Below are 14,871 nucleotides of genomic sequence, written 5' to 3'. Positions count from 1 at the left end.
GGGCACGTGCGGATTTCATGGGACGTGCCCCAGCCACAGCTCTCCGATGACGTGCATCCTGCGCTCGCTGACGCCGCCCGTGCGGCGTCAGCGGCGTACGGACGCGCCCGATCACTGCACACGCGCCTCGAACTCCGCGAGGAAGTCGCGGACGGCGCCGACGGAACACCGACGATGCGCGTCGACCGCATCGTCGAAGACGCGGTGTTGGAATCCATCCACCGCAACCGTGTGAATCTGCTCTCCGAGGAAGCCGGGTTCGTCGACAACGGCTCCTCGATCACCCTGGTCATCGACCCCGTCGACGGGTCGGCGAACGCCGCGTTCGGCGTTCCTCTCTCGTGCTTCGCCGGCGCACTCGTCGAGGACGGCACGGCCAAAGAAGCTTTGACGACGTGGTTCGACACGGGCCGTGCGTGGCACGCGCGCGCAGGGGAGAAGACGTCGTTCCGCACGACCGGACGCACCACTTTGGACGGCGCGTCCGTGTGTTTGATGCGCCCCAAGACCGGCACGCAGGACGCGTGGCTGCGCATCGCGAACCGCGCCGACCGCATCCGGGTGCTGTGCACGACCTGCCTGGAGACCATGCTGGTCGCCGAGGGCACCGTCGACGCGTTCATCGATCCCGGCAGCGACACGCACCGGATCATGGACCTCGCGACGGCGCTGGTCACCGTGCCCGCCGCGGGCGGGGTGCTGGTCGACCTGCACGGGCGGCCGTTCACGTTCGAACCCGACCTGACCAGGCGGTGGTCAGGCGTGGCGGCAGCAACCCCTCAGCTCGCCGAGGAGTTGATCAGCACAGTCCTGGGTTAGATCTCGCTCCGCGGCTCGACGATGCAGTCGGGGCCAGGGAACACCAAGCCCTCGTGGCCGTCGTTGAAGCGGACCAGGTACGGCGGCTGGCCGTCGGTCCCGCGCACTTCGAGGATCTCGCCCAGGCGCTCCTCGAGTCCCACGGAGCGGCTGTGGACGTGGAGCCTGTCACCCACTGTTGCTTGCATGATGCTGCGACACCTCCGGTGTGCGGCGTGAGGCATGGCGCGTCGAACGCGTTAAAGCCTAGGCCGACACCGGAGGTACGCAACAGGGCTCAATGCACCTGTTGGGCGGAACGTGCGTGAACGCGGACCACCGTGAGTGGATCCGCCGAGAAGTCCCACGGCCTCGCCGATGATCGGCTGACCCCGCGGCGAGTTGCGCCGGGACACTGAACACGCCCGATGAAAACCAGGCCCACACCGTGTGGGCAGCGGGTACTGCCACGGGAAGCCCCGCGTCACCCGGTGTGGGCCAACGTCGCCGCCGCTATGCGCCGGCTGTCCGAATGCGGTGAACTCGCTTTCACTCGCACTTCAGGCAACGGCTCAAGTGCTCATCCACCGCAGGCGGAGGAGACCTTCGCGGCGAGATCGGCCTTCTGCTGCACCCAGTCCGCGGCGGAGCCGACGTTCTGCATGCCGTTGGCCGCCTCCTGCAGAGCCTTCTTCACCTGCTCGTCCGGCGAGGAGTTCGCCAGGTTCTGCAGCTCCTTCGCCTTGGCCTGGGTGTCCTCCAGCGCCTTCTGCGGGTCACTCAGGTCCGGCGAGAAGCCCAGCAACTGGATCGCGTCGGCGCACAGCTTCACCTTGTCCGCGGTGTTGCTGACGTCCTGGATCGTGTCGCAGGCCGTCAGGCCACCCAACGCGATGACGGCTGCTGCCAGCGGTCCGACTAGGCGCATTCGCTCTCCCTCTGCCCGATGTGTCCGTTTACCGTTGCCCACGACTCTACCGATGCGCGTCCTGTGCGACCTGGCGCTGGTAGAGCTTCCGAATCACGTCGTCGATCTCCGGCTCCACGACGGCGAGGTCGTGCACCTCGACCTGCCGCACCACCTGGGTGATCAACTGTGCCGCCGTCGTCTCCGCTCGCCTGAACGTGAGGTGGTGTCGCAATCCGTTGGCCTCGCTGCGCACCGCCGTCACTCCTGGGACGTCCGGTGCTGGTCCGGGTTCCCTGAGGTCGATCACCAGCTCGCGGTCAGGGGTGACCTCGGCCCGCAGCTCGTCCAGCGGTCCGTCGGCGAGCACCCTGCCGTGGTCGATCACCATCAGCCGCGGGCAGAGCCGTTCGATGTCGTCCAGGTCGTGCGTGGTGAGCAGGAGCGTGGTGCCGCGGCGGGTGTTGATGTCCTTCAGGAACTCCCGCAGGCGTTCCTTCGACTCGAGGTCCAGGCCGATCGTGGGCTCGTCGAGGACCAGCAGTTCCGGCGCGTGCAGCAGAGCGGCCGTGATCTCGCCGCGCATCCGCTGTCCCAGCGAGAGCTGACGCACTGGCGTGAGCAGGGTCTCCTCCAGACCGAGGAGCTCGACGCACTCGTCGAGCCTCGTCCTGTAGTCCTGCGAGGACACCCGGTAGATCGACTTGAGCAGGTCGAAGCTGTCCTTCAGCGGCAGGTCCCACCAGAGCTGGCTGCGCTGGCCGAACACGACGCCGATGCGTTTGGCGAGATCGCGCCTCTGCTTCGACGGGTCCACGCCGCTGACCCGGATGTCGCCGCTGGTGGGCACCAGGATCCCGGTCAGCATCTTGATCGTCGTGGACTTGCCGGCGCCGTTCGGCCCGACGTACCCGACGGCCTCGCCCGCCGCGACGTCGAACGTGACGCCGTCGACCGCGGTGACCGTCTTGTAGTTGCGTCGCAAGCCTTTGGACGTGGCGATCTTGAACTCCCTGCGGAGCTCCCTGACCTCGATCATGATCCCGTTCCCCGGTAGTGCCTGACCGCGAACCGCCACACCAGCCCGGCGACTCCCGCCGCCAGCGCCGCGACGAGCGGTGATGTCCAGCCGACCCAGCCAGGAAGGCCGAGCGGATCCTGCTTCCCGAGCAGCGCGAGGCTCGGGTAGTACGCCACGAACGCACCCGGCACGACGAACGCCATGAACCAGCGCAGCGGCCGGGAGTAGACGTTGATCGGGTACGAGGTGAAGGCGTTGCTGCCGTAGGTGACCGCGTTCGCGAACTCGCGCCCGTCGACGATCCAGAAGCAGATCGAGCAGGCGACCACCCAAACCGCGCCGTAGATGACCGAGCCCGCGATCGGCGTCGCGATGACCAGCAGCACCTTCGCCGGTGTCCAGCCGATCGGGACGTTCGCCAGCGCGTAGCCCAGCACGGCCAGTGCGCCGCTGATGCGACCGATCCTGCGCAACCGGATGTCGGAACACATGATCTGCGGCAACGTGCCGAGCGGCCGCATCAGCAACACGTCGAAGTTGCCGGTGCGGATGTAGGTCGGCAGGTTGTCGAGCTGGCCCGCGAACAGATCCGCGACCCCGAACGCCGTGCCCGCGAACGCGTACATCAGCAGCACTTCGTTCTTGGTGAACCCGCCCAGCGCGTGGATCTGGGTGAAGAGGATCAGGATGACGAGCAGCTCGTAGCACTGCGCGATCACCTGCGTGACGAAGTCCATCGCGAACGACGCGCGGTAGGACAGCTGGCTTCTCAGCCGGGCGCCGATGAGCCTCGGGTAGATGACGTCAGCCACCCTGCACCACCACCTTGCGCACCGCTCGCTGCAGCACGAAGTGGCCGACGGCGAGAATCGCGGCGGCCCAGAACAGTTGGTACAGCAGGAGTTTCACGACGTTCCCGTGACCGAGGAACACGTCGATCGGCGCCTGCAGCATCGCGGGAAACGGCGTCAGCCACAGCACCTCCCGCGCCCACTCGGGGAAGAACGCGATCGGCACGGTCAACCCGCACAGCAGGCCGGACGTGACGTTCCAGAACCCGTACAGCCCACGGTTGTCGATCAGCCAGAACGAGCTGATCTCCACGAGGAACCGGATGCCGAAGCTGCTGACGAGCGCGATGACCGCGCTCATGAGGAACAGCGGCCACTGGTAGGCGTGGGCGGGAAACTGGAACGGGAACAGCAGCATGCCGAACACCGCCGGCGGTGCGAGCCTCACCAGGAACGCGTAACCGCCGCGCCCGACGTCCTCGGCGAGGAGGGCGCCCTGGAGATGCCACGGCCGATACAGGTCTACCACGACGTCACCGGATCGCACGCGCTCGGCGAGCTCGTTGTTGCCCCACAGCAGGACAAACCCGAGCAGCCCCTGCCCGATCCAGACGTACGTGTTGGTGGCAGCGATGTCGTACTCCGCGATTTCGCCGTTCGCCGCCTTGAGAGCGGCGGCGAGGACGGCGACCCGCAGCAGGCCGAAGACCACGTTCGTGGTCATTCCGGCCAGCATCGCTTGTCGGTAGGTCGAGTACCTTCGAAATCCAGCAATGATCAAATCGGCGTGAACACGCACGTCGGTCTACGTTAGTGACCGTCGCAAGTGGATTACCTAGTTGATCGTGACCCTGGATTCGTGGTCGGGTCCAGGGGTCTCCCAGCGCGAAGCGGGCCTCGGCCGTTCACCGGGATAGGTCGCGGTCTCTCCGAAGCCCTGGGGGCAGTAGCCGAGCCCGGGAACGGGTTCCCAGTTGCCGCCGGCGGAGAAGTGGGTGGCGCTGACCCAGCCCCAGTACCCGTTGTCGCCCAGGGTGTAGGCGAACCAGTCGTTCTTGATCGGCCCGTACTCCAGCTTGATCCCGAACTTGCGCTGGCACACGAACCAGCTGTTCCCGGCGTTGAGAATGCCGTCGACGTTGCCCACCGGGTTGAAGATCGCCGATCCGTACATTGCCCACTGGTGGTTGAGCCGCCAGATGTTGCAGGTGTAGGTCGTCGAGTAGCCGGCGTGAGCGCCGGACTGGTAGCAACCCGCGGCCGCCTGCGCTGCCGGAGCGCTCACGACCAGCGAACCCGCGACGGCAAGGCATGCGACCAATGCGCGAAGCTTCTTCATGATCCCCCCAGGATGTTTGTGGGGGAGAGCATAGTCAGTTTCCGAACGCGCTGGTGGTGTGTCGCCCGCCTTCTTCTGGAGCACCGAGGCACATGTAGTAGGAGCGCTCGCCGTCCTTGTAGCCGACCGCGGTGAACTGCCAGCCCGTGATGTCGACGCCGGGACGCTTGTTGGCCTGCATCATCTCGTTGGTGCACGTCTGGGCGACTTCAGGTGCCTTCACCAGATCGTCGCTGCTGACCTGCGGGATGTCGCCGGAGAGCCAGCCGCCGGCGAACGCCTCCCAGTAGTGCTCCTCCGCGCAGCTGCCGACCCGCCTGGCCGTCGAGGCTCTGCCGCCGACGCTGTTGATGCCGTAGTAGCAGGTCGACTTGTCGATGCAGAACTTGTTGCCGCACGCCTTGAGGAACGGCGGCACCGACTCCAGCTCCGTCCCTTTCGTGCCGCCCACGGCCTGGGACTTGTCGCCGCCGAAGCTCCAGACGAGCGCGCCCGCCGTGACCGCGACGACGAGCGCTACCGCGACATACGGCCAGATCGCGCGCTTCTTCGGTGGTGCGGGCAGATGGGTCAGTCCGCGCAGCTCGTCGCGGAACTGGGCGGCGCTCGGCGTGCGCAGGTTGGCGTCGGGGTGCAACGCCCGCGCGATCGCTTCGTGCAGTGCCGGCGGCACACCGTTGACCGCGGTGATGGGCCTGCGCAGCACCTCCCCGAGGTGGTCGAACGACGTGATCGGCCACGGCACCGGACGCGGCGGCTTGCCGGCGAGCAACGTGTAGAGCGTCGCGGCGAGCGAGTAGACATCGGCCTGCGGCGTCGGTTCGGCCATCGCGAACGCTTCCGGCGGCGCGTAGCTGGGGCTCAGCGCGTCCCTGGTGACGGTGCTGCCGCCCTGCGCGTCGAGCAGCGCCGCGAGCCCGAAGTCGGCGAGCTTCGGCGTGCCGTACCGGTCGACCAGGATGTTGCCGGGCTTGATGTCGCGGTGCAGCACGCCTTCCGCGTGCGCCGCGGCCAGCGCGTCGGCGAGCTTGATGCCGAGATCGCGAACCTGCTCGTGCGGCAACGGCCCGCGCTGGTCGAGCTGATCCGCGAGAGAACCGCCCGTGCACAGCTCCATGACCATGTACGGCGTGCCGTGGGCCGTGATGTTCGCGTCGTGCACCCCGACGACGTGCGGATGCCCCGACAACTTCGCCGCCGCGTGCGCCTCGCGGAGGAACCGCCGCCGATCGCGCTCGTCGGCGAGCACCCGATTGTCGATCTTGACCGCGACGTCGCGGCCGAGCTGGGCCTGATGGGCGCGGTAGACGGTGGCGAACCCGCCGGCGCCCAGCGGTCTCAGATCGGTCAGGCCGGGGATGTGGGGTGCGGTCACGCGCGGCAGCGTAGTCGCGCACCCCGACAATCCGTCTCAGCCAGTGCAGTTCAACGAGCCGCTGCGCAACGCGTGACCGTTGGTGTTGTCGTCGTCCGACCACAACACGACCTTCTTGCCGCTGACACAACTCGGCGAGATCGCGAACCCCTCGAGGTTCAGGTTCGGCAGCGTGGACGGCCGGTTGTAGGTCGCCGTCACCTTGAACTTCCCACCGCTGATGCCGAGCGTCGTCGCCCGCCCGTTGCAGTGGTTGTCACAGGCCGCCCACAGCTTGCCGCCGTCGAACTCCAGGTCCATCACCTGAGCCTGTCCGCTCGCGAACGTGCTGAGCAGCTTGGCTTCCTCGCCCTGCAGCGCGTAGACGTACACCTCGCCGGTGGCCTCGAGCCCCACGAAGAACAACCCGCTGCCGTGTCCGGGGTAGTCCGCGGGGTTGTAGACCCGGCCGCTGTCGTCGGTGAAGCCCTTCTGCGTGAGGAACGAGTCCGGCACCCATGAGATGGCCTCGGGCCCGTCGTTGGGGTCGACCTCGGGCATCCCGCCGAGCTCCCACTCGCCGACCGCGTTGCTGCCGGTGCCGTACTTGAGGATCATCGGCCTGCTGACGTCGCCGTCGTCGTTGTCCCGCTCGATGGCCACGAAGAGCCCGTCCGGCGTGGAGACGACGGCCTCGGCGTCCGGGTCGCCCTGCCCGTCGGCGAACCGGAGCGACCTCTTCTGGTCGACCTTCCACCCGCTGCCGCTGGGCACGAGCCGGTAGAGCGTCGAGGGCGCGTTCTTGACCGCCCACACCACGCTCGCGTTCTCGAAGGACAGCCCGCTGAGGTTCGTCCCGAACACGTTCGTACCGTCAGCGGTCCTCGTGGCGGAGTCGCCGGGCCACGTCGTCGCGGCCTCGGCAGGAGTGCCCGCCAGGCAGAGCACGAGGATCGTGAAAACGCCAATCGTCTTGATGCGCAACGCATACGCCCCTTCTCTCACGAGGCACGATGGCACCTCGTTCGGGCTGGCGGCGTACGTCCAGTGGACCAGATCCTCAACAGCGGGTGCTACTTCTTGGCCGCGGCCTTGGCGGCCTTCTTGAAGTCGCGGACCTCCAGCAACGACTGCTGGTCCGTCACGTCGGCGACGCTACGTCGGCTTCCTTCCTCGCCGTAGTGCCCGGCGGCCTCCCGCCACCCGTCCGGCGTGACGCCGAACTGCTTGCCCAAAAGTGCGAGGAAGATCTTCGCCTTCTGCTCCCCGAACCCCGGCAACGCCTTGAGCCGCTTGAACACCGCGGCCCCGTCCCCGTCGGCCCAGATCCTCGTGACGTCCCCGTCGTAGTGCTCGACGACGTACTGCGACATCGCCTGGACCCGTTTGGCCATCGAACCGGGGAACCGGTGCACGGCGGGCGGGGTGGCCATGATCGCGGCGAAGTCGTCGGGGTCGGCCTCGGCGATGCGGCGCACGTCCAGGCCGTTCATGCGGTCGGCGAGGACCTTGGGGCCGGAGAAGGCCTTCTCCATTGGTATCTGCTGATCCAGCAGCATGCCGAGCAACAACGCGAACCGGTCCTCTGCCAGGAGCGCGTCGGCTTCGGGGTTCTGCGCGAGGCACACCGTACCGGTCATAGCGGGAAGGATGACACGGCACGCGGAAGATCGCCGGTAGCGGCACGGCACAATGCGGACTCACGCCTGACCGCGGTTCCATCGCTGCTCGGTCGCACACCACCGACCTGGGTCCGATGAAGCGAGCACCGGGGCTGAGGAACTGGTCCATCAGGTCGGTGGCTTGTGGGAGTGTCCGGTAGCTCGCCAGAGCATCGAGATCACCGGCTTCGCGTTCGTAGCCGAGGATGGCTTCAACCTTCGCGGTTCAGGAGTTCCGTGCAGCGGTGAGTGCACGACCAGGTCGACGCTGACGATTCCCTCTGTCCGCGGCTCTACCAGGATCCTGAACGACACGCGTGTGGTCGGGCGATTCCCCATTGTCTCGGTGCGTTCTCGATAGTCGTAGCGAACGAAGTCGCCGAGGTCGAGTGCGGCGGCTGAGCGGATTGCCTCCACGGCTTCGTTCAGGTCGGCGGCGCCTGGGCGGCACAGATCGATGTCCCGGCTGTGGCGGACATCGCGGTAGCGCACCAGCATCGCTTGGCCGCCTTTGAGCAGCCAGCCATCGGGATCGTGGTGGAAGACCCTGGCGAGGAGTCGCTCGAAGTAGAACCTGTTGAGCAGATCGCCAGGACTTGTGCCAGAGCAGCGTCTGCTACCTCCTAGGTGTAGCAAACGCTGCGTCGTGCAGCGGGCCTGTCATACATCAAGCGGTGTGCTGGTTCAGCAGCATGCCGAGCAACAGCGCGAACCAGTCCTCTGTCAGGAGCGCGTCGGCTTCGGGGTTCTGTGCGAGGCACACCGTGCGGGTCATGGCGGCATCCTGGCATATCCGGTGAGTCGGCACGACTCAGACAATGTCAGTGACGTGTCACCGCACATTTTTATGATCGCGGCATGACGGAAAGGCCTGCGGTTCTCCCGCCGTTGCCCGGTGTGCGAACTCGCGCACCGATCGGGACGATTGTCGTTCTTGCCTGTTGGGCGATTTGCACCGCGTTGTACCACCTGGGTGCCGAAGGGTTGTTCCTCGTGGTGCGCCGGGACCCGGAAGAGCTGATGGCGGGGCAGGTGTGGCGGTTGATCTCGCCGGTCCTCGTGCAGCCGGACCCGCTGACCTCGACGATCGGGCTCGGGGTGCTCGCCGCGGTGGTGGGCGTTGCCGCGGAGCGGACGTTCGGCAGCGGGCGATTTCTCGCGTTGTTGACGGCAGGTGCTCTTGCCGGGCACGGCATCGGGGAGTGGTGGCAGCCGTATTCCGGCGGCGTGTCGGTGGCGTTCTGCGGGCCGCTTGGTGCGATGGCGGTGTACGTGTTGTTGGCGCGAATTCGGAGGCACTTCGTTGTGGCCGGTGTTGTGCTCGTGGGTGCCGTTGTGTTAAGCGTGATCACCGATATTCACGGGCCCGCGATTCTGGCGGGGGTGGTGGCAGGGTTCTTCCTGTTCCGCTCAGCGGTGGCTGTTCGCCGCAACTGAAAGTGAACTGGCCGCCCGCAAATGTGCGGGCGGCCAATTCACGTGCACTTCAGATCAGGAGTTCTTCTTGTAGAGCGTGAACAGCTGGTTGTCGGCGCCGTGGCAGTCCCACTGCAGGAATCCGGTGCCATTCGCGGAGCCGCTGTGGTCGAGGTCGAGGCACTTGCCGGAGGCGCGGTTCTTGAACAGGACCGGCCAGGTGTGGGTCTGCGGGTCGGCGCCGGCGGGGAGCACGACGTCCCAGCGCTGGTTCGCGCCGTTGTGGCAGTTCCACTGGATCACGGGGGCACCGTTCTCGGTGGCGTTGCCGGACAGGTCGAGGCACTTGCCCGAGTTGCCGTTGATGAACATCGCGGTGCCCTCGGGGTTGTCGCTCGCGACCCAGATGGGAGCCCACGTCTGGTTGGCCGTGCCGTAGCAGTCGAACAGGATGACGCGCGCGCCGTTGTCCACGGAGTTCCAGGCCACGTCCGCGCAGCGCGGGTCGCCGCCGGTGTACTTGGGGTCCGTCGTCTTCGGGACGAGGAAGGTCCACACGGCCTCGCCGACCGCTGCCGCCTGCATCTGGCCCGCCTTCGGGACGACGTACGGCTCGAACTTCGGCGCGGCCGAGGACGGTGCGATCGCAATGGTCAGCAGAGCGGCGCCGGCTGCAATGGCAACGGAAACTCTGCGAATAACGTTCTTCACTTCTGCATCCCCCATGTTTGAATGTCGAATACGCGCACAGGAGGGCGCCCCCGACTCCAAACTGGCCCCCCAGGCAAGCCCAATCTTTCAGGCGGCCAGTCGTCCGTCAAGGGTCTTTTTGTCTCAATCAGGGTGAATTCGTAGCGGGACGAAACGAGTTACGCGCCGGCGACTCGGACTTCGGAGACCACCTGCCGCACGAGAACACGCAGTGCTTCGCGGTCGACCGTGGCCGGGTCGTCGGCCAGCCAGTCGCCGATCTCGCGCACGAACTGTTCCGGCGTCATCGGCGGCACCTCGAAGTCGAGGTCGTCGTCGCACGTGACCTCGCCGGCGCGGCTCGGGTAGACGATCAGGGCGCCGCGGATCTCGAGCCACGGCAGGAGCTCGGCGAACCGCTCGACGCCGTCGAGCAGCTGGGAGCCGCCGCCGCGGAACGGGTGGCCGTTGCGCCACAGCTCGCCGTCCTCGTCGCAGTAGTAGTGGCCGGGCAGCCACGACTTCGACTCGATCAGGACGAGGCGGCGTCCGCACAGCAGGGCGTGGTCGACGTCGGCGAAGACGGAGCCGGGCCAGGCGAGTCCGTGGAAGATCCGCACGCCCGGTAGCTGCGTCAGGTACTCGGTCAGCAGTCCGGCGGTCAGCCGTTCGCGTCTGTTTTCACCCGGACGGCCGAAAATCGTGTTCCCGTCGTACTCGCCGGCGAACGCCCGTTCGGCCCGCGCCGTGGCGACGTAGCGGCGCACCAGTCGGAACGCCCCGTAACCGGCACCGGCCACGAGCGGCAGCCAGACGGCCAGCAGGAGCGGCGACAACGGCATCGCCAAAGGGATCAGCAGGACGAACCACCCACCGATCGCGGCGGCTGCCGGGGCGTGTCCGAGACCCGCGGCCGGCACGTAGCGGACCCGTGCGCCGAGGTCGATGCGGTGCCACCAGTCCATCGAACCGAGGTCGACGCGAGGCCGTGGTGCCATGTAGTTCGGGTCGTCACCGAAGTCGCGCAACCGACCTGTGTGGCCCGTTCGGCGAGGTCGCGGGCGTGCCTGTGGGCGTACGACAGGGGGTGGCGGCGTGGCGGGGCGGTCGTAGTCGGCGCGGCGGACCGGGTCCTTCAGCGTCTCGTAGGCCTCCTGGAGCAGGCGGAAGCTGCCGGACGTCCCACCCGCGTCGGGGTGCATGACCTTGGCGAGAGAGCGGTAGGCCGACTTGATCTCCGCGGCGCTGGCGCCCCGGCTGACACCGAGCAACTCGTAGTAGTCGATCCCTGGCACGACACCGTCCAGTCCGAGGTTGGTGCATGAACCTTATTCGGTCCAACACTTTCGCCGGGCATACGGCCCGCGATTCGCCGACTAGTGTGTGGGAAGCGGTGGCGATGGGGCCTGTAGCGCAGTGGTCGACGCGCCCTCCGGCACGGAGGGAGAACGCCGGTTCGAATCCGGCCGGTCCCGCTCTCTCAGGGCTCCTGTGTTCGCGGAGAGCACGAACCACGTCGTTCGCCGTCACAGTGGGGACACCCACACCCCGAGTAAGTCCTTGTCGTTTCTCGGCTCTCTGTCGGTCTCCTTCCCTTCTCCTCGTACGGACCGGCCGCGGTCCCGGTTCACCATTGACGGCAGTGGTCTAGTCCACCTAGCGTGAGTGCAGCGCCGCCGCGCCGTCACCCATCGAGGAGACCGCCATGTTCAGGCGCAGAATCATCGCGGCCGTGACAGCCCTTCTGACAGCGGCGACGCTGGCAGCACCGGCATCCCAGGCGCGGGAAGACATCGGCATCCAGGCCATCACCAACCGCGTCGTCGGCTACTTCGTGCAGTGGGGCGTCTACCAGCGCAACTACCACGTGAAGAACATCCGCACGTCCGGCTCGTCGAGCAAGCTGACGCACATCAACTACGCGTTCGGCAACGTCTCCGGCGGACGCTGCGTCCTCGGCGACGCCTACGCCGACTACGACAAGTTCTACGACGCCGCGTCCTCTGTGGACGGTACGTCGGACACGTGGGACGCGGGTGCGTTGCGCGGCAACTTCAACCAGCTGCGCAAGCTGAAGAAGCTGCACCCGAACCTCAAGGTGCTGTTCTCGTTCGGCGGCTGGACCTGGTCCGGTGGCTTCCCGGCGGCCGCGAGCAGCCCGAGTGCGGCGGCGGCGTTCGCGGACTCCTGCTACAAGCTCGTCGAGGATCCGCGCTGGGCGGACGTGTTCGACGGCATCGACATCGACTGGGAGTACCCCAACGCGTGCGGACTCACCTGTGACACCAGCGGTTTCAGCTCGTTCAAGACGCTGATGCAGGCAGTGCGCGCCCGTTTCGGCTCCGGCAACCTCGTGACCGCCGCGATCACCGCCGACGCCTCGACCGGCGGCAAGATCGACAAGGCCGACTACGCGGGCGCCGCGCAGTACGTGAACTGGTACAACCCGATGACATACGACTTCTTCGGCGCCTGGGCCGCCCAAGGTCCCACCGCGCCGCACTCGCCGCTGACCAGTTATTCCGGCATCCCGCAGCAGGGCTTCAACACCGACGCGGCGATCCAGAAGCTCAAGAGCAAGGGCATCCCCGCCACGAAGTTGTTGCTGGGCCTCGGTTTCTACGGCCGTGGCTGGACCGGCGTCACCCAGTCAGCACCCGGCGGCACGGCAACGGGTGCGGCACCCGGCACCTACGAGGCGGGCATCGAGGACTACAAGGTTCTCAAGGGCCGTTGCCCGGCCAACGGCACCGTCGCCGGCACCGCGTACGCCAAGTGCGGCAGCCAGTGGTGGAGCTACGACACCCCGGCCACGGTCCGCGGCAAGGTCTCGTGGGCGAGCGGCCAGAACATGGGCGGCGTGTTCTTCTGGGAGCTCTCCGGTGACACGTCCAACGGCGAACTGATCAGCGCGATCCGTTCCGGCATCGGCTGAGCAGACGGAGAACCCGTGGCCGGACCCCGCGTCCGGCCACGGGTTCTCAGGAGATCAGCAGCCGCTCGACTCGATGATCACTTCCCAGGAGCCGCCGCCCCAGTCGGCGAAGCCCACGGCGCAGTTGTCGCCCGGCGAGTAGACCATGTTGCCGTAGTGCCGGCCGGGGGTGGGCGACGAAGCGAAGCGGACGAGCTTGTCCCGGTCCCTGTCCTGCACCGTCATCTCCAGGTTGGGAGTGCCGCCCGCGAAGTTCGGGGTCTCGATCCAGTTCGTCCTGCACGTGCTGGAGTAGTAGAGGATGAACGTGCCCTTCGAGGTCGACTTCCGGCCGGCCTCCGACCGGCCCCCGCAGCCGCTGCCGTACGGGTCCTTGCCGTCGCAGCCGGTACCGCTGCAGGTTGCCGCGGCGGAGAGCGGAGCCTCGGCCGGAGCGGCGTTCGCTACAGCCGTGACACCACCGAGCAGCGCGATGGACAGGCCGGCGGTCGCGGCCGCACTGGCCAGCAACTTCTTCCCCATTGGGCATCTCCTCAGATGTGAACATTCCCTGCGACCCGAGTTCCGGTCGCGGGCAGAATGCTGGCCGTGCCGCCTTGCATGATCCTTGTCGAAAGCTAGGACAACCTGGGCTCCGCGCGGACGATGTGCGGATGGACGCACTCGAACACCTGCGCCGCCTCTGTTTGGCGCTGCCCGAGGTGACCGAACGCCTGAGCCACGGCGAGCCGACCTGGTTCGTCCGCGGCAAGAAGACGTTCGTGATGTTCGCCGATCACCACCACGACGACCGCAGGGCGTTCTGGTGCGCGGCGGGCCCGGACGTCCAGCAGACGCTCGTCGCCCAGGCCCCCGAGAGCTACTTCCGCCCGCCCTACGTCGGCCACCGCGGCTGGCTGGGCGTGTACCTGGACGTCGAGGTCGACTGGGACGTCATCGCGGACCTGGTCGAGGACGCCTATCGGGTGATTGCCCCGAAGACGCTGGTCGCGCAACTCGACCACTCGAGTTGCCGACCCGACTGACCTGGCCCAGGCTTCCGCGCATGGCGACCTGTGACGTCTGTGGCAACGAGTACTGGATGGCCTTCGAGGTGCGCACTGTCGGCGGCGGCGTGCACACGTTCGACAGCTTCGAGTGCGCGATCCAGCGCCTCGCCCCGCGCTGCGAGCACTGCGACTGCCGGGTGATCGGGCACGGCGTGGAGGTGGAGGGCCGGTTCTTCTGCTGTGCCCACTGCGCGCGGTCCGCGTCGGCCGACCTGGGCGCGCAGATCCGCGACACCGTCGGCGCACATCCTGGTTGAACACAGTCGGGCTAGCAAAGCACCAGGTCCAGGCTGAGCGGCACGGGCGGCGGCAGCGCGTCCGTGCCGGTCCGGAACGCTTCGAGCAGGTAGGCGACCAGGCGCTGCGACGCCGCCACCGCCATTTCCACCGGCACGCCCGCGAGACCGCTGTTGGCCAGGAGCACCAGCGTCAGGTCATGCGGCGAGAAGTCCGCCCGGAGCTGCCCGCTTTCCTTCGCCCGCTCCACCAGTGCGGCGAAGCCCTCCCACGTCCTGTCCCGCACCTCGGAGTGCAGTTCGGGGAACGTCGAGACGAAGGCCGCGGTGAACCCGCGGTCGGTGGCCTGCAGCAGGCACACGTTCTCGATCACCGTGCGGAAGCCGCGCCACGGGTCCTCGTCCAGCAGTGCCTTGTCGATGACGGCCTGGCAGTGGGCGAACTGTTCGGTGAACGCCTCCATGACCAGCGATTCCTTGGTGGGGAAGCGCCGGTACAACGTCGCCACCCCAACGCCCGCACGGCGGGCGATCGCCGCCATCGGCACGTCGATCCCGCGCTCGGCGAACAACTCCCTTGCGACGGCCAGGACCCGTGCGCGGTTTTCCTGTGCGTCGGCACGCAACTGAGACTGCGAGGCGGTCATTTCTTCTCACTTCGAGCCAAGTGGACG

General features: G+C 67.3%; 19 protein-coding genes and 1 tRNA gene. 6 read left to right on the top strand and 14 right to left on the bottom strand.

Annotated features, from left to right (window positions below):
* Positions 1-6 precede the first annotated feature (6 nt).
* Positions 7-819 (top strand): inositol monophosphatase family protein, encoded by an 813-nt coding sequence (locus tag JOD27_RS16940; protein WP_307830162.1) that lies wholly within the window; start codon positions 7-9, stop codon positions 817-819.
* Here JOD27_RS16940 and JOD27_RS16935 read toward each other — a convergent pair.
* The 10 genes from JOD27_RS16935 to JOD27_RS16890 all read right to left on the bottom strand — a co-directional run bounded on the left by JOD27_RS16935 (position 816) and on the right by JOD27_RS16890 (position 8,507).
* Entirely contained in the window at positions 816-1,007 is a 192-nt protein-coding gene (locus JOD27_RS16935) for a DUF1918 domain-containing protein (RefSeq protein WP_189257800.1), read from the bottom strand. The two genes, JOD27_RS16940 and JOD27_RS16935, sit on opposite strands and share 4 nt — an antisense overlap.
* Before the next feature lie 371 nt (positions 1,008-1,378).
* Positions 1,379-1,726 carry a DUF8711 family protein gene (locus JOD27_RS16930; RefSeq protein WP_204763196.1) on the bottom strand — a complete coding sequence of 116 codons (348 nt, stop codon included), beginning with the start codon at positions 1,724-1,726 and terminating at the stop codon, positions 1,379-1,381.
* A gap of 46 nt (positions 1,727-1,772) precedes the next feature.
* Complete coding sequence (locus tag JOD27_RS16925; protein ID WP_204763195.1) at positions 1,773-2,744, bottom strand: ABC transporter ATP-binding protein; 972 nt, start codon at positions 2,742-2,744, stop codon at positions 1,773-1,775.
* Positions 2,741-3,538 (bottom strand): ABC transporter permease, encoded by a 798-nt coding sequence (locus JOD27_RS16920; protein WP_204763194.1) that lies wholly within the window; start codon positions 3,536-3,538, stop codon positions 2,741-2,743. The genes JOD27_RS16925 and JOD27_RS16920 overlap by 4 nt, the downstream gene beginning before the upstream one ends.
* Complete coding sequence (locus JOD27_RS16915; protein ID WP_239567174.1) at positions 3,531-4,241, bottom strand: ABC transporter permease; 711 nt, start codon at positions 4,239-4,241, stop codon at positions 3,531-3,533. Before JOD27_RS16915 ends, JOD27_RS16920 begins: the two co-directional genes overlap by 8 nt.
* 111 nt (positions 4,242-4,352) lie before the next feature.
* Entirely contained in the window at positions 4,353-4,856 is a 504-nt protein-coding gene (locus tag JOD27_RS16910; protein WP_204763192.1) for a hypothetical protein, read from the bottom strand.
* Positions 4,857-4,890: 34 nt separating this feature from the next.
* Positions 4,891-6,231: a serine/threonine-protein kinase gene (locus tag JOD27_RS16905; RefSeq protein ID WP_204763191.1), complete on the bottom strand. Its 1,341-nt coding sequence runs from the start codon at positions 6,229-6,231 to the stop codon at positions 4,891-4,893.
* A 36-nt stretch (positions 6,232-6,267) separates the two neighbouring features.
* A complete protein-coding gene (locus tag JOD27_RS16900; protein ID WP_204763190.1) occupies positions 6,268-7,215 on the bottom strand; it encodes a hypothetical protein in 948 nt (315 codons plus the stop codon).
* A gap of 68 nt (positions 7,216-7,283) precedes the next feature.
* Positions 7,284-7,850 (bottom strand): HhH-GPD-type base excision DNA repair protein, encoded by a 567-nt coding sequence (locus JOD27_RS16895; protein ID WP_204763189.1) that lies wholly within the window; start codon positions 7,848-7,850, stop codon positions 7,284-7,286.
* Between the two features lie 150 nt (positions 7,851-8,000).
* A complete protein-coding gene (locus JOD27_RS16890; RefSeq protein ID WP_204763188.1) occupies positions 8,001-8,507 on the bottom strand; it encodes a nucleotidyl transferase AbiEii/AbiGii toxin family protein in 507 nt (168 codons plus the stop codon).
* Between the two features lie 357 nt (positions 8,508-8,864).
* On the opposite strand from JOD27_RS16890, the gene JOD27_RS16885 reads away from it, so the two are divergent.
* A complete protein-coding gene (locus JOD27_RS16885) occupies positions 8,865-9,308 on the top strand; it encodes a rhomboid family intramembrane serine protease (RefSeq protein WP_204763187.1) in 444 nt (147 codons plus the stop codon).
* A gap of 54 nt (positions 9,309-9,362) precedes the next feature.
* Here JOD27_RS16885 and JOD27_RS16880 read toward each other — a convergent pair whose 3' ends face one another.
* Complete coding sequence (locus JOD27_RS16880) at positions 9,363-9,998, bottom strand: RICIN domain-containing protein (protein ID WP_204763186.1); 636 nt, start codon at positions 9,996-9,998, stop codon at positions 9,363-9,365.
* 158 nt (positions 9,999-10,156) lie between these two features.
* Entirely contained in the window at positions 10,157-11,272 is a 1,116-nt protein-coding gene (locus tag JOD27_RS16875) for a J domain-containing protein (RefSeq protein WP_204763185.1), read from the bottom strand.
* 106 nt (positions 11,273-11,378) lie between these two features.
* Here JOD27_RS16875 and JOD27_RS16870 point away from each other — a divergent pair.
* Both JOD27_RS16870 and JOD27_RS16865 read left to right on the top strand, forming a co-directional pair.
* Positions 11,379-11,452: transfer RNA gene (locus JOD27_RS16870), tRNA-OTHER, on the top strand.
* Positions 11,453-11,682: 230 nt separating this feature from the next.
* Positions 11,683-12,912 carry a glycoside hydrolase family 18 protein gene (locus tag JOD27_RS16865; RefSeq protein WP_204763184.1) on the top strand — a complete coding sequence of 410 codons (1,230 nt, stop codon included), beginning with the start codon at positions 11,683-11,685 and terminating at the stop codon, positions 12,910-12,912.
* 54 nt (positions 12,913-12,966) lie between these two features.
* Here the strand turns inward: JOD27_RS16865 and JOD27_RS16860 are convergent, their stop codons facing one another.
* Positions 12,967-13,434, bottom strand: a complete 468-nt coding sequence (locus tag JOD27_RS16860; RefSeq protein ID WP_204763183.1) for a DUF2690 domain-containing protein — start codon at positions 13,432-13,434, stop codon at positions 12,967-12,969.
* A gap of 131 nt (positions 13,435-13,565) precedes the next feature.
* Here JOD27_RS16860 and JOD27_RS16855 point away from each other — a divergent pair, with 131 nt between their 5' ends.
* Both JOD27_RS16855 and JOD27_RS16850 read left to right on the top strand, forming a co-directional pair.
* Positions 13,566-13,937 (top strand): MmcQ/YjbR family DNA-binding protein, encoded by a 372-nt coding sequence (locus JOD27_RS16855; protein WP_204763182.1) that lies wholly within the window; start codon positions 13,566-13,568, stop codon positions 13,935-13,937.
* A 20-nt stretch (positions 13,938-13,957) separates the two neighbouring features.
* Entirely contained in the window at positions 13,958-14,218 is a 261-nt protein-coding gene (locus JOD27_RS16850; protein WP_109639071.1) for a metallothionein, read from the top strand.
* An 11-nt stretch (positions 14,219-14,229) separates the two neighbouring features.
* Here JOD27_RS16850 and JOD27_RS16845 read toward each other — a convergent pair whose 3' ends face one another.
* Positions 14,230-14,844, bottom strand: coding sequence for a TetR/AcrR family transcriptional regulator (locus JOD27_RS16845; protein ID WP_204763181.1), 615 nt, complete (start codon positions 14,842-14,844; stop codon positions 14,230-14,232).
* Positions 14,845-14,871 lie beyond the last annotated feature (27 nt).

The organism is Lentzea nigeriaca, from assembly GCF_016907955.1.
In the GTDB taxonomy this organism is placed as follows: Bacteria; Actinomycetota; Actinomycetes; order Mycobacteriales; family Pseudonocardiaceae; genus Lentzea; species Lentzea nigeriaca.
Note: the sequence above shows the minus strand (reverse complement) of the source record. Positions and strands in the feature narration are given on the sequence as shown.